This window comes from Microvirga flocculans ATCC BAA-817 (assembly GCF_000518665.1).
GTDB classification, from domain to species: Bacteria; Pseudomonadota; Alphaproteobacteria; order Rhizobiales; family Beijerinckiaceae; genus Microvirga; species Microvirga flocculans.
This window is the reverse complement of sequence record NZ_JAEA01000019.1, coordinates 1-22165: the sequence shown is the minus strand read 5'-3', so window position 1 is coordinate 22165 and position 22165 is coordinate 1. Positions and strand designations below refer to the sequence as shown.

The window sequence follows — 22165 nt, the reverse complement described above, 5'->3', positions numbered from 1 at the left end:
AAGCGAAAGGGATCAGGCCGCGAACCAGTTGCGGAGCCGGGTCAGGCGCGGTTCCTCCTCCCGGGTCACGGCCTGCGCCAAGGCGGCCCGGCTTCCAATGAGGATCAGCAGGCGGCTGGCCCGCGTCACTCCCGTATAGAGCAGCCTGCGCCGGAGCATGGAGGATTGCTGCGGCATGACGGGCATGATGACGGCCGGATATTCGGATCCTTGCGCCTTGTGGATCGTCACCGCATAGGCAAGGGCCAGTTCGTCGATATCCTTGAGCGTATAGGTCACAAGGCGCTCATCGAAGGCGACGGTGAGTTCGCCTTCCTCGCGGCTCACCGCGCGCACGATGCCGACCTCGCCGTTATAGACGTCGCGGTCGTAGTCGTTGCGCACCTGCATGACCTTGTCGCCTGGCCCGTAACTCCACCCGGCCCGCTGCAGGGCATCATGGCCGGGCGGGTTGAAGAGCCGCTGCAATTCTGCGTTCAGCATAGTCGTGCCGAACCGTCCCCGGTTCATGGGGCAGAGCACCTGAACGTCGCGCACCGGATCGAGGCCGAAGCGGCGCGGGATCCGGTCCCGCATCATGATGGTCATCTTGGCGAGAGCATCCGGCGGCGTGTCGGCCTCGATGAAGTAGAAATCGGAATCCGGCCGATGCTCCAGCTCGGGCAACGCTCCGCGGTTGATGGCATGCGCGGCGGCGACGATGCGGCTTTCCCGTTCCTGCCGGAACACGTCCTGGAGACGCACGACAGGGACGGCGCCGGAGGCGATGATGTCGGACAGGATCTGGCCCGGTCCGATAGACGGAAGCTGGTCCACGTCTCCGACGAGCAGGAGGCCGGCCCCGTCCGGCAGAGCCCTCAGAAGGGCCGCCATGAGCCGGATGTCGAGCATCGAAGCTTCATCGACCACGATGAATTCGCAGTCGAGCGGCGTGTCGGCGTCGCGCCGGAATCCTCCCTCCGACGCTTCGAGGAGACGATGGACCGTCTTCGCCGGAAAGCCCGTGCTTTCCGAAAGCCGCTTTGCCGCGCGCCCGGTCGGCGCGCAGAGGGCGATCACCCGGCCGTGCCGGGCGCAAAGCCTCGTGAGGCTTCTGATCAGCGTGGTCTTGCCCGTGCCGGGCCCGCCGGTGATGACCGATACCTTCGCGCGGCAGGCACCCGCCAGCGCCTCGCGCTGGCTCGGCGAATAGGACACGCCGATGGCGGCCTGCACTTGGGCCACCACCTCTCCGTCATCGAGGCCCGACCAGGGATGGTCGCCCTTGGACAGTTCCTTCAGGCGATGGGCGATGAAAAGCTCGGCGCCGTAGAGGCTTCTTAGAAAAACCGCGCGCTGCCCGCTCAGGTCATCCGCCATGAACTGGCCCGCCGCACATTGCGCATCGAGCACGGGCCTGAGCGAGGCCTCGGCAATCTGGAGCAGGAGACTCGCCTGCCGCAGCACTTCATCGGCACCAAGGCCCGAATGCCCCTCCTTCGCGGCTTCCAGCAGAACATGCGCGAGACCGGCCTTAAGCCGCATCTCGGCCGTCGGCTCGATGGACAGCCGCAGTGCCACCTGATCGGCCAGGGCGAACGCGAATCCGGGAATGTCGAGCGCGAGCCGGTAGGGATTGGCCGTGATGATGGCGATGGCATCGGCTCCATAGGCGCGGTAGATGCGCGAGAGCAGAAACCCGCCGATTCCTTGCGCGTTCAGAAAGGCTGCGATGTCCTTCAACGCGCGATGCTCGGCGAAAGCCGCGCCGATGCTCCGGGCCTTGGCCGTGCCGATCCCGTGCACGCGCGTCAGCTCGTGCGGTTTCGTCTCGATGATGTCGAGGATGCCAGACCCGAAGGACGCGATGAGCCGTTGGGCGAGCGCAGGACCGACGCCCTTGAGGAGCCCCGAGCCCAGGAAGCGCTGCAGTTCCTCCTCCGTGGCCGGCGCCGAGGTCCTGAGCTCGGTCGCGTGAAACTGCATTCCATGATTGCGGTCGTGGAGCCACGCCCCGCTGGCATCGACGACCTCGCCGATGGCGAGGGCCGGCGCATGACCGACGACGACAACCGGCCTGCGGTGGCCGCGCGCCTTCACGCGCAAAACGCAGAAGCCCGTTTCATGGTTGTGGAACGTCACACGCTCGATGGAGCCGACGAGATGCTCGGGGAAAGACAGCGCCTCCTGATTTGAGGAAACGGCCAAGGCGGAGGATTTCAGCATCGATCAGCAAGACCACGAGTTCCCCGACATCTTCGAGGAAGGGAACACGGACATGACGGCTGAAGCCCCGGACGAGAAAAGCGGATCCGATGCTTCCCCGATGGGCGCACCGTGCAGATCCGCACGGTGCATTCATCCCCTATCGCCCGGGATCGCAGCGAAATTCAGGCCGCGGCCTTCTTGGTCGGCCAACCCAGCTCGACGAGACGCGCCTTGGCGAAATCGCGGATCTCATCGCGAATGCCCTCCGGCAGTTCGGCGAGCCTCTTCTGCGTGTCGGCATGGAGCATCAGATCCGTGACCGCATTGATGGTCTTCGCCTTCCTGATCTTCGCCTTCAGATCGTCCTCGACCTTGCCGTCGGAGAGAGCCGCTTCGGCCATGCCCTTCTGCGGCTCGGCCTTCTCGACTTCCACATGCTGCTCGGCGAATCCGGGCCTGGCCTGCTTGAACTCGTCGGCCTCCTCTTCCGAATAGACGTAGCCGTGCAGTTCGATGAGCTTGAGGATCACGCGGTCCTTCGCGCGTTTCTCCGCCATCGCGTAGACATAGGCCGCCTGCTTGCCTGAGACGCGATAGTTCACGCCGATCAGCGCCTCGCCGATCGACCATTCCACGCGCTCGCCCATGCGGCCGGTCACCTGGATCACCGCCTCGTCCCGCTCGGCGCGGATGATCTTGGGCTCGTCGAAGACCACCTTCGCCTGGGCCGCAATGCGCTCGAGCGTCTTGTGATAGATCACGGCCGTGCCCTGCACGCGCCAGACATTGCCGGCCATCGGCTCGCCGAACTTGGCGAGCACCTCGGAGATTTTCTTGTCGGTCGTATTCATTCTCGATCCTACATTCTCATCGTCGCCCGCCTATCGGCTGCACGCTCTTCCAAAGCCCGTTTCCCGGGCGGCGCGTTCTTTTTTTGTTCTTTGCGAAATGTAGCTCATCCGACCCTTTTCCGCCAGCATCAGGGTCGCCAATAAAATCAATAATTACAATGATTTAAACGGTGCGCCGTTTTGTCCTAACGCACCGGGAAAGGTCCTTTAAGCGAGGCAGGGAACGGATCGTGGCGATGCTCAAGTCATGATTTGACCACGACTTTCGTGTTCTATATATGTTCTCATTCGTCAAACGGGACGATACCCTGGAGGCCCCGATGTCCGCGCCAGCGATCCTCGACCTTTCGGATCGGCGCCCTCCCCGCCGCACGGGGAGCCGCCGCACCGCGAAGCGGCCTGCCCCATCGCTGACGCGCAACGCCCTGATCGCAGACTTTCTCGCGATCTGCCAGCTCGACTCAGGGGTTGAATCCTTGCGTGCCGCAGCCGATCCGGCCAGCTTCGCCATCGGCAGGGAAACCGTCGAGCATGTCGCCGATTTCGAGATCGTCCGCGACGGATCGCCCATTCTGGTCGATGTGGCGGCGGAGGACGATCTCCTGATCCACCCCCTGCGCGCGGCCGCGATCCACGGCATCAGTGCATCGGACGGGCGACCGTTCACGATCGAGACGGCGGAGAGCATCCGGGCGGAGCCTCGCTTCACCACCATGCGGCTCATCATGGCCTGCAGGCGCACGCCCGTGACGGCGGGCGACCGGGTGCGCGTCCTGCATCAGCTCGACGAAGTCGGGGCCATGCGGCTCGTGGATTGCGCCAGCGCCGTCATGAACACGCAGGATGGGGTGGCGGCCGTGCTGGCGCTGGCCTGCGAGGGCCTCATCGCGGTCGATATCAGCCGCCCGATCCTGCCCGAGACGCAGGTGCGCCGACGCCGCCTGCCCTATTCCGATCCTTTCGCGTTCTAAAGCATCGGACGAGATATCGGCCTCACGCCCGATGCTTCAGGAGGCGTTCCGTTCCACCGCCTCGCCGAGCAGCGAGCGCACGATGGCTCGCACGGCTTCAGAGGTATCGTCAGCTGCGAATTTCGCTTCGATCTCGTCGCGAATGATGGATCCGTCGCCGCTGCGCTTCAGCTCTGTCGAGGACTCGGCCTGAAGCAGCGTGACGAAGGCGCTCTCGACCTCGCGCGCGACCAGAGCTCCATCCGCAGGATCGACCACGCGCCCCGTCAGGTCGAACACGTTGCTCTCGAAAGGCAGCGCCTGCGCTTCCAGAGCGCCCTCGGCATCGAGGATCCAGGCGCGCGGAACGTGATCGACGAGGTCGACCGACTGACGCGTGATCGTGCCGGGATTCATCCAGCGCGTGCGTCCGGCGAGAATGGATTTCTGCGTCTTGTGGATGTGACCGTTGATGAGAACGTCGCAGCCGTCGACCGCAAAAGGCGGCACCGCGCCTGGATAGGCGCCGTCGAAGGCGATGTCGTGATGCGTGAACCATGCCTGCAGATCGACGCCGGAGAAAAGGCCGCGGATATCGGCTGGAATGGACTGCCCGTAGGGCGTCATTCCGACGCCGACCCGCCGCGCACCGATCTGGAACTCGGCCACGGGCGACGACGCGGCCACCACATCGACCACGTCGCACAGACCCAGAAGCGCCAGCGAGTCGCTGTCAGTCAGCATGGTGTGCTGGATGTCGTGGTTGCCCACATTGACGAGGGGCCTGTGGCGGAAGCTTTTCAGGATGCGGATCAGCTGGTTCTTCAGCGCCACGTCGGGCTCGACCGGACGGTCGAACAGATCGCCGAGAATGACGACGGCGAGCTGCCGCTCGTTGGCGATGGCGACGCAGCGCTCCAGCTTGCCGAGAACGGCCTGGGGCCAGATGGCATCCTTGCGCCGGCCGGGACGCCGCGAGCCCACATGCGGATCGCCGATCACGAGGATTCCGTTGCAGGCGATGGTTGGAAGACGATCTCCGGACAGGATCATGCGGTGAGCCGCTCCGCGGGCTTGGAAGAATGGGCGTGATGGTCCAGCAGGGTCTCAGGACTGACGGGCGAGCCGCAGGTCGGGCAGAGCCCGCCGGTTTCCGCAACAAGGCTCGCCATCTCGGCCTGCAGGGCTCGCAGCCCCTCATCGACCTGCGCCATGCGCCCCCGGGCGATCTGCGAAGCGCTGCGAAGATCGGCAAGGCGCTTGAGAAGGGTTTGAGCCGAGGCCGTGCTTTCCATCACGGGGACAGCCTCGGGCAATTGCTGCAGGGCGATCAGCCGCGCGCGACCGCGCTGCAGCTCGCGAGCGCGATGAAGGACCTGCCGCCCCAGGCGCTCACGCTCCCGCGATCGCTCGACGGCGCGGGCCAGTTCCGTGAGTTTCTCCTCACCGGGAAGCTTCGCGGTGACATCGGCGCGTCTGCCTGCCCACTCCAGGCGGTACTTGAGATCGGAGAGGCGTGCTCCATGGGCCTGAAGCTGCTCCAGCCTGAACGCTTCAGCCTTCACAGTCTCGGCCATCCGGCGCATGCCGGTCAGCTTGGCCTTCAGGCCGTCGAGTTCGTTCAGGCTCTCGAGCGTTTCCGTCATCGCGATCAGGTCGCGCTCACCTGTGCGCACGACATCGTTGTCGCGACGGCAACGTTCCCGGTGGATGACGAGCATGTCGCGGATATAGCCCGCCTCCTGACCGATGGAGAGAACGGCCGAGCGTCGGGATGGCGCTTCGCCCAAGAGAAAAACGGGAAATTTCTGGTGTGCGATGTGAACGTCGAGGTCCTCGACCTTTCGGATGCGGATGAGATCCGCCACCCAGTCGGGAACATTGCGGCCGCCTGTCTCGTAGCGCATGCCCTGCTCCTCGACGAGGGAGCCATCCGCCTCATGCAGCGACCAGATATTGACCGGCGAGCGGCGCGGCTGGCGCGTGAAGCGCAAGGTCCGCTGCCCGGCGACGCCGATCTCGATCGAGGCCGACTTCGCGCCGGCCCGCACGAGGCTGTCGCGCGCCTCGCCATAGAAGACGGCGCGCAGGGCACGAATGAAGGTGGACTTGCCGCGGTTGTTCGGGCCGATGAGCGCGTTCACGCCGGGGCTCAGATGCAGCGTCGCATCCTTGTAGGCCTGCACGTTCACGAGACGGATGAAGCGCAGGCCAGGCTGCGCCTCGCTCCATGCTGCGCCGGTCTCCGGCGATATCACCTCGACGCCGGATGCAGGCTCGCCGACGATCCGCGCAATGTGAAACTTGCCTGAGAACTGCGACAGGTCGTGATGGGAGACTGCGAGGCACTGCACGCCCAGGCGCGCCGCGCCGTCCTCCAGCACCCGGTAGAAGGACGAGACGCGGTCCGGCGCGATCCAGCAATCAGCCTCGTCGAGCGCGAGGAAGCGCGCCACATCCGCCTTCACGACGGCGATGAGCCGCAGGGCCATGCCGATGACATTGGTGAGCGCGCCGCCATTGTCCTCCAGCACGTCTTCGAGCGCGCCATCCGGGCGGCGCACGCAGATGTCGAGGGAAGCGAGGCCGCGCTCCGTCGAGAGCTCCAGTGCCACGGGCTTCTCGCCGGGCAGAACCTCCTGCACGAGCGCCGTCAGCAAGGTCTCGAAAGCGGACAGGCTGCGGCGGCTGGCGGAGCCGTGAACGGCCTCGATGAAAGCCTCGACCTCGTCCTTCACCGCCAGCCGGCCCTTGGCGAACTCGATATCGCGCGTCAGATCCGCGATGCGCCCGCGAAGGGCATCGCGCCGTCCTTCAAGCCGTGCGAGAGACGCTTCCGCGCGTGAGACATCGTGATCGATGGCGGGTCGGATCAACGCTCGTCTCCGAGTTGCTTGAGACGCGTCTCGATGTCCCACAGGGCGGCCTCGAATTCTTCCGCAAGCTTGGCATTTCGCTTCTGCGCATCCTCGATCAGCGCCTGAATCTGCCCTTCGTCGTCCGTCCCCAGTTCCGACAAGGCCAATGCCCGCGCCTCCTCGAGCTCGCGCGTGAGACGCTCGACTTCACCCTCGGCGCGAATGCGCTCGGCGCGAATGCGATCATAGGTCTTGCGAAGCTCCTCGATGCGGCGCAGCTGGTCGGTTTCGAGGCGTGTCGGGGTCGTCATGGAATCGCGGCTCCGCTGGAGTTGAATTGTCGAGCTTCAGTTATCGTCAGCGCTATTTCGCCGCAACGACTTTGCCTCTTTTTCGGCCGGATCGCAGGCGATCTCTTCAATCCTGCCCCCTGATCCTCCACATAGTATCCGTTACTCGAAGATTACAGTCCCAAGCGGCAGACTTTGCTTGACATCGCAACTGCCGGGCCTATGTTCTTTGTTTGTTCGCATCACTCCTATGCACCGCAGATGTGACTCCATTGGGGCAGAGTCGAGAGCCTCAGCAAAGGACGCCGGGATGACCGCCATGACGACTGAGCGACCGATCTTCGAGAACGCGGAATGGCTCGTGAGCGAAAGCGGGCTCGAGCACAAGAGGACGGGCTACTTCATCGACCGGGAGAGCCTCGGCCAGCGTCGCGAAGACGGCCTGTGGTCATGGCCGCTGCATATGGCGGAGAAGAACTGGTGCGGCATGCCGTCCTTTGCCGAAGCCTTCACATGCGCGGCATCCGTCTACGGTTTCGCCGCGGATGCCGAACTGGCGCAAAGCCTGCAGGTCGCGCGGTGCGAAGTCTCGGCCTGGCCGCAAGCCGCCAAGGCAGCGCCCAGTCCCGTTCCTGCAATCCCGCGACGCTTGCATCCGCAGGCCTCAATGCCCATTTCAGCCGGATGGCGCTACGCCGGCAAAAGCTTGAGCGGTCAAGATTTTCAGGGTGCGGATGAGACTTGGCGCCTGCGTCCCGAAAAGGGTGCGCGCCCGTTCTTGAAGAACCTGCGCAAGCGTTCCGAACATTTGAATCCGGCACGAGACATGACTGCCTCATGGCAGGCTCCGCACCGGATCCGGACAACCGGAACAAGGCTTGTCCGGCTGCTTCAGGCAGCCTGGAACATACGGTGAGAGACAATGCCGATCTTCGGCCTCGAGGAGACGATGCGCGCCGGTGCCGGCGTTCTCCATGGCGACATGTCCGATGCGCAAGCGACGGCGCCCGACAACGCGGATGAGTTCGCGCAGCATGTGATCGAGACGATCTGCCATGCCAGCGTGACGCCGGCGGTCGGCCGCCGGGCCTTCGAGCGCTGCATGCGCGCGCTCGGCGATGGTGCGACGGCGCGCATCGGCTTTCGTCATCCGGGCAAGGCGGAGGCAATCGACATGATCTGGCACGAGCGCGAGCGTCTTTTTTCCGAATATGTGGCGAGCCCCGACAAGCTGCGCTTTCTCGCAACGCTGCCCTGGGTGGGCCCTGTAACGAAACATTCCCTGGCGCGCCGCCTCGGCGTCTTCACCGAAAGGGGACGACGAGCCGTTGCCTGAGACGAACGACAAGAAGAGGTATCATCCCATGGCCAAGCTCTGCGCAAGCGATGTCGGCTTCTGCGTCGTCGACGACAACGCCAATGCCATCGCCGACACTCTCGTCCATCGCGTCCGCGTGGCTGCCACGGAGATGGAAAGCCATGTCAACCGCCTCTACCGGGGCCGTCAGGCGTTCGATCTCGAAGACGGCGCGCGGCGCGATCTCGACAAGGCGATCGAGCAGTTGGCCTATATGGTGCGCACATTGCGCGAGGTTCAGGACGAGCAATCGAAAGTCGTCTACCTGCAGGCTGCCGAGTAACCGGCATCCGGTGCAAGGGGATGCTCCGTGAGCCGTCTCCGTGCGCGGGATGACGGCTTTTCCCTCGTCATTCCGCCTCCCGTGACGGCGAACCCGATCCACCTCGCCGAAAGAGGCTCCGGGAAGCCGCCATCACCGCTCCCTTTTCTTCGTCACGGTGTTGCCGCGACGAGGTTCGAGCATGACGGAACCATTTCGATTGCGCCTTAACCCCTGCATCTGCGCTTCGCACTTGTATTTTAAACGGAACAAAGATAGAACAATAAGCGATGCCCGTCCCGGGCAGGAGTGTGCAACCGACCTGAAAACGTGCGGCAGTCTCGATGCCGCAGCCGTTCAGGAGAGATGAAGTGGAGAGGCTGTCATGGCGGGCAGTGTGAACAAGGTGATCTTGGTGGGCAATCTGGGGCGCGACCCGGAGGTGCGTCGTCTGTCGAACGGGGAGCCTGTGGTGAACCTGCGGATCGCCACGTCGGAGACCTGGAAGGACAAGGCGACGGGCGAGCGCAAGGAGAAGACCGAGTGGCACTCGGTGGTGATTTTCAACGAGAACCTGGCGCGGGTGGCGGAGCAGTACCTGAAGAAGGGCTCGAAGGTGTATGTCGAGGGCCAGCTTCAGACGCGCAAGTGGACCGACCAGAGCGGCCAGGAGAAGTACACCACCGAGGTGGTGCTGCAGCGCTTCCGCGGCGAGCTGACGATTCTGGACAGCCGCGGGAGCGGCGGCGGCTCGGACTATGCCGACGAGGAGCCCGGCCAGATCAGAAGCGGCGGCGATTTCGGACGGTCCTCGCCCATGGAGCGCAGGCCCGAGCCTGCCGGCGGCTCACGTCACAGCGATTTCGACGACGATATTCCTTTCTGAACCGCCGGCCCCAGGCATCGCGAAATCATCGAGGATCCCAGAGCTGTTTCTCCGAATACGGAAACAGCTCTTTTCATAAGCGGGCCTCGCCTCCCGACCGGCAAAGCGGGTTATCCCATCAACAGATCGTTCGTCTCCGAGATCCTCAGGGATGTTAAGCGCGCTCGGCGCATTGCCGAAGAAGCGCAGCTGCGAGGCAATGGACGTGCCGAAGGTCGGGAACATGATCGCACGGATCGGAAAGCTCAGGATCATGCCCATGGAGAGGGTCAGGAGTTTCGTTGCGGTGCTTGGGCGCACGAGACGGCCGAACAGGGCTCCCGCATGGGAGCCCCCATCTCAGAAATCCCGCTGAACCCGCACTCGCGCTTCAAAGGCATCGGCGGAATCGATCAGGCGCGAAGAGGCCGTATCGGTCTCCGGAACCGCCCCGCCCTGCAGATTGACCCGGCGGTAGATACCTTCCACGCCGATATAGAAGCCGCGGACTGGAAGCCAGACCAGATTGCTCCCAAGGCGCAGATCATCCGTATCGATGAAGCCCGACGACGCGCCGTTCGCAGAGGTCACGACGCCGTTGGACGGATACTCGATCACGCCGTAAGAGGCGAAGACGGCCTGCCGGATCGTCGGCGTCCAATAATGCTGGAACAGCGCCGTCGCCGCCCAGCTCCGGGAGCGCTGGATGTTTCCGAACACATCGATATAGGCATCGGTCTGATTCACATTGAGCTTCTTGATCGAGGTATTCCCCATGCCAAGGTAGCTCATGGCCCCTTCGGCATAAGCGCCCTGCAACCAAAGCTCGTCGCCCGCGGCAATCACCGGGAGCTTGAACTGGAGGCCTGCCTGCACGGCAAATCCGTATTCGGTATCGGGAAATGCCGCCGGATCGAAAGCTGGAACAAGATTGTCGCTGCGGATCTGGTGCAGAGCCGCCGTGAGCTGGACCTTGCCCCATGACTCTTCCCACAGAAGCTGGCCGACCACATCCGGCACACGCTCTCCAGCCGCCAGGAAGCCCTGGCCGTCGAAGTCTGCACCGTTGGGGTTGCTGAAGAATTGCCGCTCCACGTTATCTTCCAGGGCGAGCGTCGCCGACAGGGCGCCGGCCTTCACCGTGTAGGCAAGAGCCTGGGTGGAGAAATCGGACACGAAGATCGAGCCGAAATTGTAATCGTTCACGTAGAAGTCGAAGAAGGATTGAACGCGGCCGGCCGTAAGCCCACCGAACTGGACGAAAGCCCGGTCGACGACGGCCGTACTGCCGCCGTAGTTACCGGTGTTGCGTGTCAGCTCGTAGCGAAGATAGGTGCGCAGGAGACCGTAAGAGGTATTCGTGCGGGCATCCATGTTCAGCCGCGCACGCGCGCGAAAACCGATACTGTCCTCTTCCCGCGTGCCCGGCTCCAGATAACGGTACTCGGCGCGCACACGGCCGCTGATGCGCAGGCACGTCTCCGTCCCCGGAATGTAGAAGAAGCCCTCGCCGTGAGTGGAACAGAGGCGCACATACTCGACAGGGGCAGAGCTTTTGGCAGGAAGGTCGGCGGATTGCGCCCCGGCCGAAACAAGGCAGCCGGCGACCAATCCCGTGAGCGTTACGAACCTGCTGCGATCAGAACGCCGCCATCTCATCGTCGCTGCCTCCTGCTTTTCAACTCCCCCGCCGAAGAGCCTATGCGGCCGGGATCGAGCGCTCGGCCGATGACTTTCTTATCTTGTTGCAAGACGTAGCAGAAACTAAACCTACGGTCGAGAGCCTCCATCAGCGGAGAGCTACTCCTTCAGGATAAGTGACACGCAAGATGACCGCCGCATGGAACAGGGCCTGCAGGCCAAGGCCAGGAGAACGTCGGGTGCAATCTCTTCGTTTCGGAAGACGCGCGCCCGGCGCGACTGCCCGACATGATGCTGCTATCTGCGTTCCGAGGTGGCCTGAATATGAAGAGCACACGCGCCTGAGGCAGCATCGCTCGTCTGAAGCACGGCTTCAGAACCGTGCGCTGATGCCCAGCACCGGGCCATGCTGGAGCATGTCGAACTCGTATCGCCGACGGCCCTCGCCCTGCGCATAGTCGACGGACAAGGCCCGGTATCCGATCACACCTGAGAACGTGATGCCGTTGTAGGTGCCGAAGTCGAAGCCGTAGCCGCCGAACGCCTGCCAGGAGAAATCGCTTCCGGCGCCGAAGCCGCCGATGTCCCCACGCAGGAACAGTTCCTGCCCCGGCGCCACGGCATAGCGGATGCGCGCTCCGACGAGCGGATCGAGCCAGTCGACCGAACCCGACCGGGCGATGGCACGCGCCCCGGCAATCGCGAGGTCGGCCGTCTGCACGCCCGCCGCGATGCCCAGCGAGAGATCGGCAGACTGATGCCAGTAGCGCATGCCGGCGAGGACATCGAAGGCCAGCGGCCCCAAGCGGGCCACTTCATAAGCCGCGCCGGCCTCGACGATGGCCATCTCGACATCCAGGCTGAGGGCGGCGCCGACGGTTCCACTCACGCCGGGCGCCAGCGCCCGTGACCTGACCGTGCTTCGGTCCAAACCGATCTTGGTCCAGACAACGTCACCAAAGAGGGCGAAGGGACCGTTTCGGAGCTCGGCGTCGCCCATGAGGGCGACCAGGCTGTCGCTCTGTTCAAGGACGTCGAGGAAGCTGGCATTCACGCTTTCGGAGCGCCCGCGCACCGTCTGCGTGCCGTTCAAGGAGATCAGCCAGCCATAGGGCGTGAAGCGGAACGTCCATGTGGGAAGCGCCGCGAGCGGCGTCTCGACGGCGGCCGCAGGAGCGGGCGAGAGATCGGCCGCGAGCGTTGTCCCACCCATCGCGATCAGAACGCAGAACGGTGCGAGAAGGCCGTGACAGAGATGGCGCAAGGAGGGACACATGGGAGCGATCCGTTCATTGTGGGAAAAGAAGGGTCATGAGTGCGTCGCCGACTCCGAACTGGCGATCCGCACCGTGCCCGTATCCTGGGCCAGGACCATGTCGGGCAGCGCCGCCAGTGACACGGCGGTGCCCAGCAGGATGGCACGAGACCGTCACAGGTGAACCTCCTCCAAAATATCCCATGACGTCTGGTCAGAGACACGCCCGTGGCGGCGCATGTCACATCCGAATTGGGTCGGCCGCGAAGCCGGCGAGAGGCAGTACCGCTTTGAATTTTGATCCGGCAGTTAGCGTGCCGTCAATGCCGATCGGGTTCGGGTCTCCTTCTGGAGTGCTTCTTTTGGGTAGTGGGCCCTCTCAAAGCCGACCGGGATCAAGGGGGGAGAATGCTCACTCAGCCCGGCTCTCCTTGCTTGTGGCTTGCCAAGTTGCCTCAGCACCGATGGTGCCAACTCCGCCTGGCGTGGCAGACACTACTGCGGGACCATCTCACGCAGCGCCGATGCGTGTGCCACAACGCGCGGCGATGCGCAGGCTGAATCGATGGCCCTGGCAAGGCGCGCAACTCTTCAAGCAGCCTATCTGGCGAGCCAAGTACACCGAGGCTTTCATCGCTTTGTGAGAACTCCAATCAGATTCCCGGAGTGTAATTTTTCGACTGTATTGCAACATGATTGCAATTGACTTAGCGGAAGGTGATTTGCGACAGGGAATATTATCCCTTCTGTCGATGAGTTAAACGATGACCGAGCTCACCATCCAAGCTGCTTCCGCGGGTGGCAATGATGCGCCGACCGACATCATTGTGGTGAAGTCGGATGGCGAGGTTGGCGTCCCGCCCATGACGGGCAATCAAACGAACGCGACAGTGACTGCCCTGGCCGATGGCGGCTATGTCGTCACGTGGGAGCTCTTTGGTCTGTTTGGTGTTCGCCCTGATCTTTACCTTCAGAAGTACGACGCGTCTGGTCTCGAAGTCGGCAGCGAGATCCTGATCAACACCACCAAGGCCGGCGACCAGACCGCAGTCAGCGTCACCGCGTTGTCCGACGGCGGCTTTGTCGCTGTCTGGGAGGCCGAAGCTGTCGACGATGACCGCTTCGGCATTGCTCTCCAGCGGTTTGACGCGACCGGTGGAAAGGTCGGCGGCGAGATCCAGGTCAATACCTCTTGGCGGTACGAGCAGCGGTTCCCGAGCATCGCGACGTTATCCAACGGTGACCTGGTTGTGGCGTGGGAATCCGAAATATGGGACGGAACCGGTCCTCATAAAATCATAGCCCTGCAGCGTTATGATGCGACCGGCGCGCCGGTCGGCGGCGAGACCAAGGTCAACACCACGGAGTCTAATGGCATAAACTTCGCCAAGGTCGAGGCTCTACCCGATGGGGGCTATATTGTAGCATGGCAGATCTACACCTATGACGCGGTTCTGAATTACAGCGCTCCGGATATTTACCTGCAGCGTTACGATGCCAGCGGCGCGAAGGTCGGTGGAGAGATCCTGGTCAACACCTACACGGGATACTATCAGCAGTCGCCCGTCATCACCGTGTTGTCTGGTGGCGGTTATGTCGTCGTCTGGCATACATTCACCAATGGCCAGGACATCGCGCGCGATGGCGTCTATCTGCAGCAATTCGATGCCTCCGGCGTCAAGGTAGGCGGCGAGATCCGGGTCGATACGACATCGGCGTACATGCTACCAAGCGGTCTTGAGTTCCCGGCAATAACAGCCTTGACCGATGGCGGTTATGTCGTGGCCTGGACAGCCAATGACGGCTCCGGAACCGGGATCTACCTGCAGCGTTTCAATGCGGCCGGCGTCAAGATCGGCGGCGAGGTTCTGGTCAATACCGGAACTACATCCGATCAAAGTTCTCCGAGAATAACGGCTTTGTCCGATGGCGGCTATGTCGTGACCTGGGAGTCGATTGCGACACCCAGCGGTGTCTTCATGCAACGGTTCGATGCATGGGGTCAGAAGGTGGTCGCCGAACATAGTGTCGCCGAAAATGCGACGGCCGGTACGGTGATCTGCACCCTGAGCGCCATCGACCCCGATGCGGGCGATACCTTCACGTACAGCCTCGTCGACAATGCGGGAGGACGCTTCGAGATCGTCGGCAGCCAGCTCCGCATCAAGGCGGGGGCTAGTCTGGATTATGAAAGTGCGGCCTCTCATCAAGTGACCGTCCGCGTGACCGATCAAGACGGCTTGAGCTACACCGAAACACTCACGATCACTCTTGCGGACGTTAACGAAGCGCCGACGGGTCTCAACCTGAGCACATCGTCGATTGCAGAGAATACGGCAGCGGGCACCGTGGTCGGTACCTTAAGCGCCAGTGACCAGGATGCAGCAAGCACTTTCACCTATTCGATCAAGAGCGACCCTGACGGCAAATTCGAGATCATCGGCAATCAGCTGCGGCTCAAAGCCGGGTCTAGCCTCGACTGTGAGGCCCAGTCGTCGCACATTGTGACGGTCCGCGTGACGGACCAAGGTGGCCTGACTTATGACAAGGCCTTCACGGTCACCGTCACGAACGTCAATGAAGCGCCGACCGATATTGCGCTCTCAGGCGCGACAGTCTCTGAGAACGCGGCATCTGGGACGGTCATCGGAACACTCAGCGCCAGCGATCCGGACGCCGGATCGACCTTTACCTACGCTATCCTGAACGATCCGAGCGGCAAGTTCGAAGTCGTCGGCAATCAGCTGCGGCTCAAGGCGGGAGCCAGCTTCAACTATGAGAGTGCGTCCTCACATCAGCTGACCGTACGGGTGGCGGATCAGAATGGCCTTGTTCACGATAAGACCTTCACCATTGCCGTCACGAACGTCAATGAGGCACCAACAGCGCTGAACCTGAGCGCTACCACGATCGCCGAGAGCGCGACAGGGGGCACCGTGATCGGCACGCTCAGTGCTATGGATCCGGACGCCGGCAGTAGCTTCACCTATGCGATCCAAAATGACCCTGACGGCAAGTTCGAAATCGTCGGTAACCAGCTCAGGCTGAAGAATGGGGCAAGCCTCGATTTCGAGGGCGCACAGGCGCATCAGGTCACCGTTCGCGTGACCGACCAGGGTGGTCTGACTTATGACAAGGCCTTCACGGTCGCCGTCACGAACGTCAATGAAGCGCCGACCGATATTGCGCTCTCAGGCGCGACAGTCTCTGAGAACGCGGCATCTGGAACGGTTATCGGAGCTCTCAGCGCCGACGATCCGGACGCGGGAGAAACGTTCACCTACGCAATTCAGAGCGACCCTGACGGAAAGTTCGAGATTGTCGGCAACCAACTTAAGGTAAAGGCCGGAGTCAGCCTCGACTTCGAGAGCAAGGCCTCACACCAGGTCACGGTGACGGTGAAGGATCAGGGAGGCTTAAGTCACGATGAGATCTTCACGATCACGGTCACGGACGGCAACGATGCGCCAACCGCCGTTGCGCTATCGAACGCGGTCGTATCGGAAGATGCCGCGGCTGGGACGCTGATCGGCACTCTCAGCGCGAGCGATCCGAATACTGGCGATACTTTCATCTACACCCTCGTTGACGATGCAGGGGGGCGCTTCGAGATCGTCGGACATGAGCTGAGGCTCAAGGGTGACGTAGATTATGAGAGCGCAGCGTCGCATCAGGTGAAGGTGCGGGTCACGGATCAGGGCGGACTAACCCACGATGAGGTCTTTGCCATCGGTGTCTCGAACAGCCCAGATGCACCGACCGATATCGTGACTGTGAAAGTCGATGGGGAGACACTGGTCAGTGCGGCAATCTATGATCAGTATAATCCGAGCGTGACATCCTTGCCCGACGGCGGCTTTGTCGTCGCTTGGGAGATCTGGGGCAACGGCGTCTACCTGCAGCGATATGACGCCGCCGGGGAGAAGATCGGCAGCGAGACACATGTCACCAGCACATACTGGAGAGGAAATCTTCCAGCGATCACGGCGCTGGCCGATGGCGGCTATGTCGTGACATGGCAGTCTATTTTAGGCTCGGACGGCTCGAACTGGGGCATCTACTCTCAGCGGTTCGATGCCGCCGGCGCCAAGGTGGGCGGTGAGACGCTGGTCAACACCACGACGGCGGGCGATCAGACCCTCCCTCACGTGGCGGCTCTGCCCGATGGGGGCTATCTCGTCACCTGGGAAAGCCGGGATCAGGACGAGTCAGGCAGCAGTGTATACCTGCAGCGCTATGACGACTCCGGCGCCGCGATTGGCGGTGAGATTTTCGTTAACACGACGACATCAAGAACCAACATCTATCCCGAGATCGTGGCCTTGTCGGGTGGGGGATACGTCATCGCGTGGGAGTCTGATGATCCCATAGCCTATGGTCGTGTCTACCTGCAGCGCTATACCGCCGATGGCACTCCGGTCGATGGCGCAATGCCGGTCGATACGACGCAGGTTTTCGGTCAGTCAGACCCTGCCATGACGGCTCTGTCCGATGGCGGCTTTGTCGTGACATGGGGGGCCTACGATGCCGATAACGGAGGCATCTTCCTGCAGCGTTATGACGCCTCCGGCGCCAAGATCGGCGGTGTCGTGCTCGTCAATACCACTACGGCATACTCACAGATCTTTCCGGACGTCACGGCCTTGCCCGATGGGGGCTATGTGGTGACGTGGACAACCCGGTACTATGGCGGCTCGACCGCGGACATTTATCTGCAGCAGTTCGATGCAGCCGGTGCCAAGGTTGGCGGCGAAGTCTTGATCAACACCACGACGACGGGACTCCAGGAGACCGCAAGCGTATCGGCTCTGGCCGACGGCGGCTATGTGGTGACATGGCGATCGCTGGAAGATACCCAGACGCTGGGTGCTCCCGCGATCATCTATCAGCAACGCTTCGACTCCACAGGCGCGAAGGTTGTGGCCAAGCACGCTCTTGCCGAGGATATGGCAGGAAACGCCGTCGTGTGCACTCTCAGCACCATCGATTCCGATGCAGGTGACACCTTTACCTATAGTCTAGAAGATGATGCAGGCGGCCGTTTTGAGATTGTCGGGAACCAGTTGCGGCTCAAAGCCGGAGCATCTCTGGACTACGAGAGCGCCTCATCGCATCAAGTGACGGTGCGTGTAACCGATCAGACCGGCCGAAGCTTAGCCAAAGTCATCACTGTCGACATCACGAACGTCAATGAAACGCCGACGGACATTGACCTGTCGAATGCCACGATCCTCGAGAATGCGGCATGGGGCGCTGTGATCGGGGCCTTGAGCGCTACCGATCTAGATGCGGGATACACCTTCACTTACGCTATCCTGAGCGATCCAGACGGGAAGTTTGAAATCCTCGGCAACCAACTCAGACTGAAGGCCGGTGCGCATCTCGATTACGAGACCGGTACGTTGCATAATGTGACGGTGCGGGTGACAGACCAAGGCGGCCTGAGCCACGACAAAGCGTTTGTCATCTCGGTCCTTGATGCAAACGATGCCCCAACGAGCATTGTGCTGTCGGGAACCTCGATTGCCGAAGACGCTGCCGCAGGTACAGTGATCGGCGCCTTGAGCGCCAACGATCCGGACGCGGGAGAGATCTTCTCCTATACTCTCGACGACGATGCCCAAGGGCGCTTCGAAATCGTGGGCAACCAGCTACGCCTCAAGGCGGAGGATAGCCTCGATTACGAGAGTGCGACCTCGCATCAGGTTGTGGTACGCGTCACGGACCAAGGCGGCTTGACCCATACCGAAACGCTCGTCATTGATGTTTCGGACGTCAACGAGACCCCGACCGGTGTGACCCTGAGCTTCCCGAGGATTTCGGAGGATGCAACGGCAGGAGCGCTGGTCGGCACGCTCAGTGCGGTCGATTTCGATGCGGGCGATACCCTCACGTACAGCCTCGTCGACAATGCAGAGGGACGCTTCGAGATCGTCGGCAACCAGCTTCGGCTCGCGGCGGGGTCTAGCCTCGATTACGAGAGTGCGACCTCTCATCAAGTGACTGTCCGCGTGACCGACCAGAACGGGCTCAGTATCGACCAGGTCATCGCCATCGCCGTCGACGACGTCAATGAAGCGCCAACGAGTCTCATCCTGACTGGCGGCACTGTCCGTGAAGCATCCGCTACTGGCACGGTTGTCGGCACGCTTTCATCCCAGGATCCGGATGCAGACACTTCGTTCACCTACAAGCTTCTCGACAATGCTGGCGGTCGGTTCGCGATCAGCGGAAATAAGATTGTGGTGAGTGAGGGTGTCAGGATCGACTACGAGCAGACAACGTCTCATTGGGTGACTGTGCAGGTCGCGGACGAGCATGGGGCGACTTACAACAGAAAGTTCCGCATCAACGTATTGGATCTGGCAGTCGAGAAAATGGCTGGTGGCGCCGGCTCCGATCTGCTGAAAGGCGGCTCCGGGAGAGATGCATTCAAGGGCGGGGCAGGCAATGACACGCTTTGGGGAGGCCCGGGGAACGATACCCTTCAGGGTGACGCTGGGAGAGATGTCTTCGTGTTCGATACCAAGCCGAACGGAAGCTCCAACAAGGACAAGCTCGCGGACTTCAGTGTGAAGGACGATGCGATCTGGCTCGACAACAAGGTCTTCACCAAGCTCGGCAAGGCAGGCTCGGAGACGAAGCCCGCGCAGCTGAAGAAGGAGTTCTTCACCATCGGCTCCAAGGCCAAGGACAAGAACGACTACCTCGTCTACGACAACAAGAAGGGCGTGCTCTATTACGACGCCGACGGCTCGGGCTCGAAGTACAAGCAGGTGGAGATCGCCACGCTCTCGAAGAAGCTCGCCATGACCTACAAGGACTTCTTCGTCATCTGACAGTCGGAGTGAAAAACCAAACAAGAAGCGGAATTGTTCGCTCAAATGTCGATCGGGAAATCTAATGCCGACCTACGGCGCGTACAAGGCACGCTGTCATAAAGTAGATCGTTGGCTTTGCGACGAGTTTTGCCTTGCAAAAGATCGTCTTTTCGTTCATTCTTGATTGATCAACCGACGTGTTCGGCCTGCTCTCCTTTGCTCTTGATTGAGCGCCGAGCCCGCTTTCCGTTCCAATCGATTGCTATTCCTCAGCCCGCTTGGCGGGCTTAAACGTCGTTGCTTTGCATTCGACATCTTCAAACACGAAAGGCTGCTAGGACTACGACCCGATGCAGCGACAGGAAATTTATGAATCGTTTAAGATACGCCCGGCTTCCGAAGCACAAGCCGCAGCCACCGAAAGATACTCCGTCGGTCAAGACAGCCGACAAACCAAGACCGGCTGACCTCTCGCGTGAGGAACTCCGTCATATCATTGAAATAATCGGCTAACATCCAGGTTCGGCTCCGACTACTGACAGCGTAAGTGGCGCGGGATATTCCATGCGCCACTTGCAAAGGCATCAACCCGCTATGAGGCTTGGCCTCGGAACGACTAAACCTTCGACTCTTCCATTGGAGTGCGGGATCCGATGCCGGAAGCAGTTGCGGGTCTGCGCGATCCGGAAAAACGAGGTTTAGGCTTGGGAGCCGCGATCAGTCCCTCCCGGATGGCCTGCTTACGAGCCAGTTTGCGGCTACGCCGCACAGCTTCCGCCTTCTCCCGCGTCTTGCGTTCAGAGGGCTTCTCATAGGCTTTCCGTGCTTTCATTTCGCGAAAAATTCCTTCGCGCTGCATCTTCTTTTTGAGCACTCTCAGCGCCTGATCGACATTGTTGTCACGAACCAGAACTTGCAATGGATATCCTTTCTATGCCTCGCATTATGGCTGTCGCAGCATATGAATGCTGCGAGACAGCAATAAGTCCAGAGGTACTACGTGCTGCGAATTTCACTTTCGCGGACAGCTCTCTCGATGAAGCCCGCCTTGATCCGGTATGAAAGTTCGCCCGTCTGATCGGCCGGCATCAGCCGGATGACCTCGTAAACACCGCCGGAGCTCGTCTGGGCGTCAGAGAATCCGGGCTGCTTCAGCCTGACCAGTTGTCGAACCTTGAACTTGTGAGTCATTGCTCAATCTCCTCGCTCTTGAGTGAATATGATCAGACGCAGTCATCAGGATGTGACTTGGTATGGGGCACTATTTTCGCGCCTTGCGAGCGGCGTAACGGGCATCCCGGGCGGCCTTGCGCTCGGCCTGCAACCGAGCCTCGTTCTCTATCGTTTCTGCGATCGCACGCGCTTCCTGCTCGGCTTGCGCGGCAACAAGAGCCTCCCGCTCCGCGATAAGGCGTGCGTTCTCGGCAAGGCGCTGAGCGTCCCGTTCGGCCATGCGAGCATCCCGCGCGGCGCTTATCGCTGCCCGAGCGGCCCGCCGTTCCGCAACCGCCGGGTCATAAGGACTGGGCCGCTGATGAAACTTGGCGGCCATAGCCTGCTTTGCGTCTCTGGCGGCACTCAACCGTTCGCTAAAATCTTTCTGCTTCATTCCACTCATTGATCTCAATACGTCTCTATCAGTTGATCGGTGCCCACTATCGGACGCGTTTAATGCTGATGATGGTGCCTTCCGGAAGGGAGCCTTGCTCTTGTTGGGCTCGGGCGGTTGAGGCGATGACTGCAGCGCCACTCGCCTCAACGCGATTGTTGACCCACAGGTAGGCCGTGCGACCATCGTCATAGTTCACCGCGAACATGACTGACTTTACAGGGGCGGTTTTGCGAAATGTGTTCATCGCGTCCTCAGTTGTTTGACCATCGAATGATGGGGCACCGCAAAGAAAAAGCCGCTCCACCCGGGAGCGGCTTTGCAGAAGCACTTATAGTTTGCGCGCGATCATCCTTAGGCCTTCTGGATGTTGTTGACGGCGACCTTGCCGCTGCGGCGGTCCTCGGCTGTATCGAAGGAAACCTTCTGACCTTCGACGAGGTTGCGCAGGCCGGCGCGCTCAAGAGCGGTGGCGTGGACGAATACGTCCTTGCTGCCATAGTCCGGTTGGATGAAGCCGAAGCCCTTCATATCGTTGTAGAATTTCACAGTGCCCATGATCATGGGTATAACCTTTCGCGGTTGATGCAGATGCGCTTGAGCGGAGGCATGCGGAACATGACCCAACCCGGTTCGTCGATGGTTTGTAGAGAGTCTGAACGTGCGCCTGACAGTGCCAACAGCGAAACGGCCCGATTATCCGGCCAAAGGCGATGATATGGATATAGAGCACGAAAATATTTTTACAAGAGATAACATGAAAATTATAACGGAATGGGCCACATTTACATCATTTTCTTCAGCAGATCACTAAGAAGTATCTTTATGAAAGTTTGAAATCAGACGGTCCCGGCAAAAACGATTACGACCATAAATTGGAATTTCTGTGCGATATACGGGTTCATGCTAGAGCAAGGGCAATTCTGACGGAATCGTTTGGACTATACGATGTGACGGCTTCGTGATTCACTCATCTTGGCCCTCTTTGGAGGAGATGAGCGATGACCAAGTCCTACTCGTTGGACCTTCGCCGCCGCGTGGCGCGCTTTGTCGAGGCGGGGCACTCCTGTCATGCCGCTGCCCGGCACTTTGACGTGTCGGTCGCCTTCGTGGTCCGGCTGATGGCTGCCTATCGGGACACCGGCAGCCTAGCGCCCAAGCCGGAGGGCGGCTGGCGCTATTCCAAGCTCGACCCGCACCGCGAGTTCCTCATCCGCCG

General features: G+C 61.3%; 19 protein-coding genes. 7 read left to right on the top strand and 12 right to left on the bottom strand.

Annotated elements, in window-relative coordinates; all coding sequences use genetic code 11:
* Window positions 1-12: 12 nt before the first annotated feature.
* Window positions 13-2205 (bottom strand): SF1B family DNA helicase RecD2, encoded by a 2193-nt coding sequence (recD2, locus tag L879_RS0117380; protein ID WP_051435403.1) that lies wholly within the window; start codon window positions 2203-2205, stop codon window positions 13-15.
* A gap of 164 nt (window positions 2206-2369) precedes the next feature.
* Window positions 2370-3038 (bottom strand): hypothetical protein, encoded by a 669-nt coding sequence (locus tag L879_RS0117375; RefSeq protein WP_027317220.1) that lies wholly within the window; start codon window positions 3036-3038, stop codon window positions 2370-2372.
* A 320-nt stretch (window positions 3039-3358) separates the two neighbouring features.
* Between L879_RS0117375 and L879_RS0117370 the strand changes: the two genes are divergently transcribed.
* A complete protein-coding gene (locus tag L879_RS0117370) occupies window positions 3359-4009 on the top strand; it encodes a hypothetical protein (RefSeq protein ID WP_027317219.1) in 651 nt (216 codons plus the stop codon).
* A gap of 36 nt (window positions 4010-4045) precedes the next feature.
* Here L879_RS0117370 and L879_RS0117365 read toward each other — a convergent pair whose 3' ends face one another.
* From L879_RS0117365 to L879_RS0117355, 3 genes are read right to left on the bottom strand one after another with little or no spacing between them, the layout of a single operon-like run.
* On the bottom strand, window positions 4046-5041 hold the full coding sequence (locus L879_RS0117365) for a metallophosphoesterase family protein (RefSeq protein ID WP_027317218.1): 996 nt from the start codon (window positions 5039-5041) through the stop codon (window positions 4046-4048).
* Window positions 5038-6864 carry an AAA family ATPase gene (locus L879_RS0117360; RefSeq protein ID WP_051435402.1) on the bottom strand — a complete coding sequence of 609 codons (1827 nt, stop codon included), beginning with the start codon at window positions 6862-6864 and terminating at the stop codon, window positions 5038-5040. The genes L879_RS0117365 and L879_RS0117360 overlap by 4 nt, the downstream gene beginning before the upstream one ends.
* Window positions 6861-7157: a hypothetical protein gene (locus L879_RS0117355; RefSeq protein WP_027317216.1), complete on the bottom strand. Its 297-nt coding sequence runs from the start codon at window positions 7155-7157 to the stop codon at window positions 6861-6863. The genes L879_RS0117360 and L879_RS0117355 overlap by 4 nt, the downstream gene beginning before the upstream one ends.
* A 289-nt stretch (window positions 7158-7446) precedes the next feature.
* On the opposite strand from L879_RS0117355, the gene L879_RS22970 reads away from it, so the two are divergent.
* The 4 genes from L879_RS22970 to L879_RS0117335 all read left to right on the top strand — a co-directional run bounded on the left by L879_RS22970 (window position 7447) and on the right by L879_RS0117335 (window position 9641).
* On the top strand, window positions 7447-8052 hold the full coding sequence (locus L879_RS22970; RefSeq protein ID WP_051435401.1) for a hypothetical protein: 606 nt from the start codon (window positions 7447-7449) through the stop codon (window positions 8050-8052).
* A 6-nt stretch (window positions 8053-8058) separates the two neighbouring features.
* On the top strand, window positions 8059-8472 hold the full coding sequence (locus L879_RS0117345; protein WP_027317215.1) for a hypothetical protein: 414 nt from the start codon (window positions 8059-8061) through the stop codon (window positions 8470-8472).
* Between the two features lie 28 nt (window positions 8473-8500).
* Window positions 8501-8776: a hypothetical protein gene (locus L879_RS0117340; protein WP_027317214.1), complete on the top strand. Its 276-nt coding sequence runs from the start codon at window positions 8501-8503 to the stop codon at window positions 8774-8776.
* Window positions 8777-9140: 364 nt separating this feature from the next.
* Window positions 9141-9641, top strand: coding sequence for a single-stranded DNA-binding protein (locus L879_RS0117335; protein WP_027317213.1), 501 nt, complete (start codon window positions 9141-9143; stop codon window positions 9639-9641).
* Here L879_RS0117335 and L879_RS0117330 read toward each other — a convergent pair.
* From L879_RS0117330 to L879_RS0117320, 3 genes are all read right to left on the bottom strand, one after another.
* Window positions 9603-9902: a hypothetical protein gene (locus L879_RS0117330; protein ID WP_027317212.1), complete on the bottom strand. Its 300-nt coding sequence runs from the start codon at window positions 9900-9902 to the stop codon at window positions 9603-9605. The genes L879_RS0117335 and L879_RS0117330 overlap by 39 nt on opposite strands.
* 78 nt (window positions 9903-9980) lie before the next feature.
* Window positions 9981-11279: a porin gene (locus L879_RS0117325; protein ID WP_027317211.1), complete on the bottom strand. Its 1299-nt coding sequence runs from the start codon at window positions 11277-11279 to the stop codon at window positions 9981-9983.
* 355 nt (window positions 11280-11634) lie between these two features.
* Entirely contained in the window at window positions 11635-12537 is a 903-nt protein-coding gene (locus tag L879_RS0117320) for a hypothetical protein (protein ID WP_027317210.1), read from the bottom strand.
* 743 nt (window positions 12538-13280) lie between these two features.
* On the opposite strand from L879_RS0117320, the gene L879_RS22135 reads away from it, so the two are divergent.
* Window positions 13281-19355, top strand: a complete 6075-nt coding sequence (locus tag L879_RS22135) for a cadherin domain-containing protein (RefSeq protein ID WP_035460051.1) — start codon at window positions 13281-13283, stop codon at window positions 19353-19355.
* A gap of 598 nt (window positions 19356-19953) precedes the next feature.
* On the opposite strand, the gene rpsU is transcribed toward L879_RS22135, so the two are convergent.
* The 4 genes from rpsU to L879_RS0117290 form a co-directional block, all read right to left on the bottom strand.
* Window positions 19954-20256 (bottom strand): 30S ribosomal protein S21, encoded by a 303-nt coding sequence (gene rpsU, locus L879_RS23370; protein WP_084021131.1) that lies wholly within the window; start codon window positions 20254-20256, stop codon window positions 19954-19956.
* 77 nt (window positions 20257-20333) lie between these two features.
* Window positions 20334-20528, bottom strand: a complete 195-nt coding sequence (locus L879_RS0117305) for a hypothetical protein (protein ID WP_027317209.1) — start codon at window positions 20526-20528, stop codon at window positions 20334-20336.
* A 70-nt stretch (window positions 20529-20598) separates the two neighbouring features.
* Window positions 20599-20955 (bottom strand): DUF6481 family protein, encoded by a 357-nt coding sequence (locus L879_RS23895; RefSeq protein ID WP_027317208.1) that lies wholly within the window; start codon window positions 20953-20955, stop codon window positions 20599-20601.
* A 345-nt stretch (window positions 20956-21300) separates the two neighbouring features.
* Entirely contained in the window at window positions 21301-21510 is a 210-nt protein-coding gene (locus L879_RS0117290; RefSeq protein WP_027317207.1) for a cold-shock protein, read from the bottom strand.
* A 437-nt stretch (window positions 21511-21947) separates the two neighbouring features.
* On the opposite strand from L879_RS0117290, the gene L879_RS0117285 reads away from it, so the two are divergent.
* Window positions 21948-22165: IS630 transposase-related protein (locus L879_RS0117285; protein ID WP_027316171.1), on the top strand; the 218-nt coding region annotated here is incomplete at its 3' end.

Excerpts from the sequence above, each read along its gene's own strand:
- L879_RS0117325 (WP_027317211.1), bottom strand. The coding sequence starts at position 11,279 with ATGAGATGGCGGCGTTCTGATCGCAGCAGGTTCGTAACGCTCACGGGA.
- L879_RS22970 (WP_051435401.1), top strand. The coding sequence starts at position 7,447 with ATGACCGCCATGACGACTGAGCGACCGATCTTCGAGAACGCGGAATGG.
- L879_RS0117355 (WP_027317216.1), bottom strand. The coding sequence starts at position 7,157 with ATGACGACCCCGACACGCCTCGAAACCGACCAGCTGCGCCGCATCGAG.
- L879_RS0117330 (WP_027317212.1), bottom strand. The coding sequence starts at position 9,902 with ATGGGCATGATCCTGAGCTTTCCGATCCGTGCGATCATGTTCCCGACC.
- L879_RS0117340 (WP_027317214.1), top strand. The coding sequence starts at position 8,501 with ATGGCCAAGCTCTGCGCAAGCGATGTCGGCTTCTGCGTCGTCGACGAC.
- L879_RS0117345 (WP_027317215.1), top strand. The coding sequence starts at position 8,059 with ATGCCGATCTTCGGCCTCGAGGAGACGATGCGCGCCGGTGCCGGCGTT.
- L879_RS23895 (WP_027317208.1), bottom strand. The coding sequence starts at position 20,955 with ATGAGTGGAATGAAGCAGAAAGATTTTAGCGAACGGTTGAGTGCCGCC.
- L879_RS0117305 (WP_027317209.1), bottom strand. The coding sequence starts at position 20,528 with ATGACTCACAAGTTCAAGGTTCGACAACTGGTCAGGCTGAAGCAGCCC.
- L879_RS0117335 (WP_027317213.1), top strand. The coding sequence starts at position 9,141 with ATGGCGGGCAGTGTGAACAAGGTGATCTTGGTGGGCAATCTGGGGCGC.
- L879_RS0117370 (WP_027317219.1), top strand. The coding sequence starts at position 3,359 with ATGTCCGCGCCAGCGATCCTCGACCTTTCGGATCGGCGCCCTCCCCGC.
- L879_RS0117375 (WP_027317220.1), bottom strand. The coding sequence starts at position 3,038 with ATGAATACGACCGACAAGAAAATCTCCGAGGTGCTCGCCAAGTTCGGC.
- L879_RS0117290 (WP_027317207.1), bottom strand. The coding sequence starts at position 21,510 with ATGATCATGGGCACTGTGAAATTCTACAACGATATGAAGGGCTTCGGC.
- L879_RS22135 (WP_035460051.1), top strand. The coding sequence starts at position 13,281 with ATGACCGAGCTCACCATCCAAGCTGCTTCCGCGGGTGGCAATGATGCG.
- L879_RS0117365 (WP_027317218.1), bottom strand. The coding sequence starts at position 5,041 with ATGATCCTGTCCGGAGATCGTCTTCCAACCATCGCCTGCAACGGAATC.
- recD2 (WP_051435403.1), bottom strand. The coding sequence starts at position 2,205 with ATGCTGAAATCCTCCGCCTTGGCCGTTTCCTCAAATCAGGAGGCGCTG.
- L879_RS0117320 (WP_027317210.1), bottom strand. The coding sequence starts at position 12,537 with ATGTGTCCCTCCTTGCGCCATCTCTGTCACGGCCTTCTCGCACCGTTC.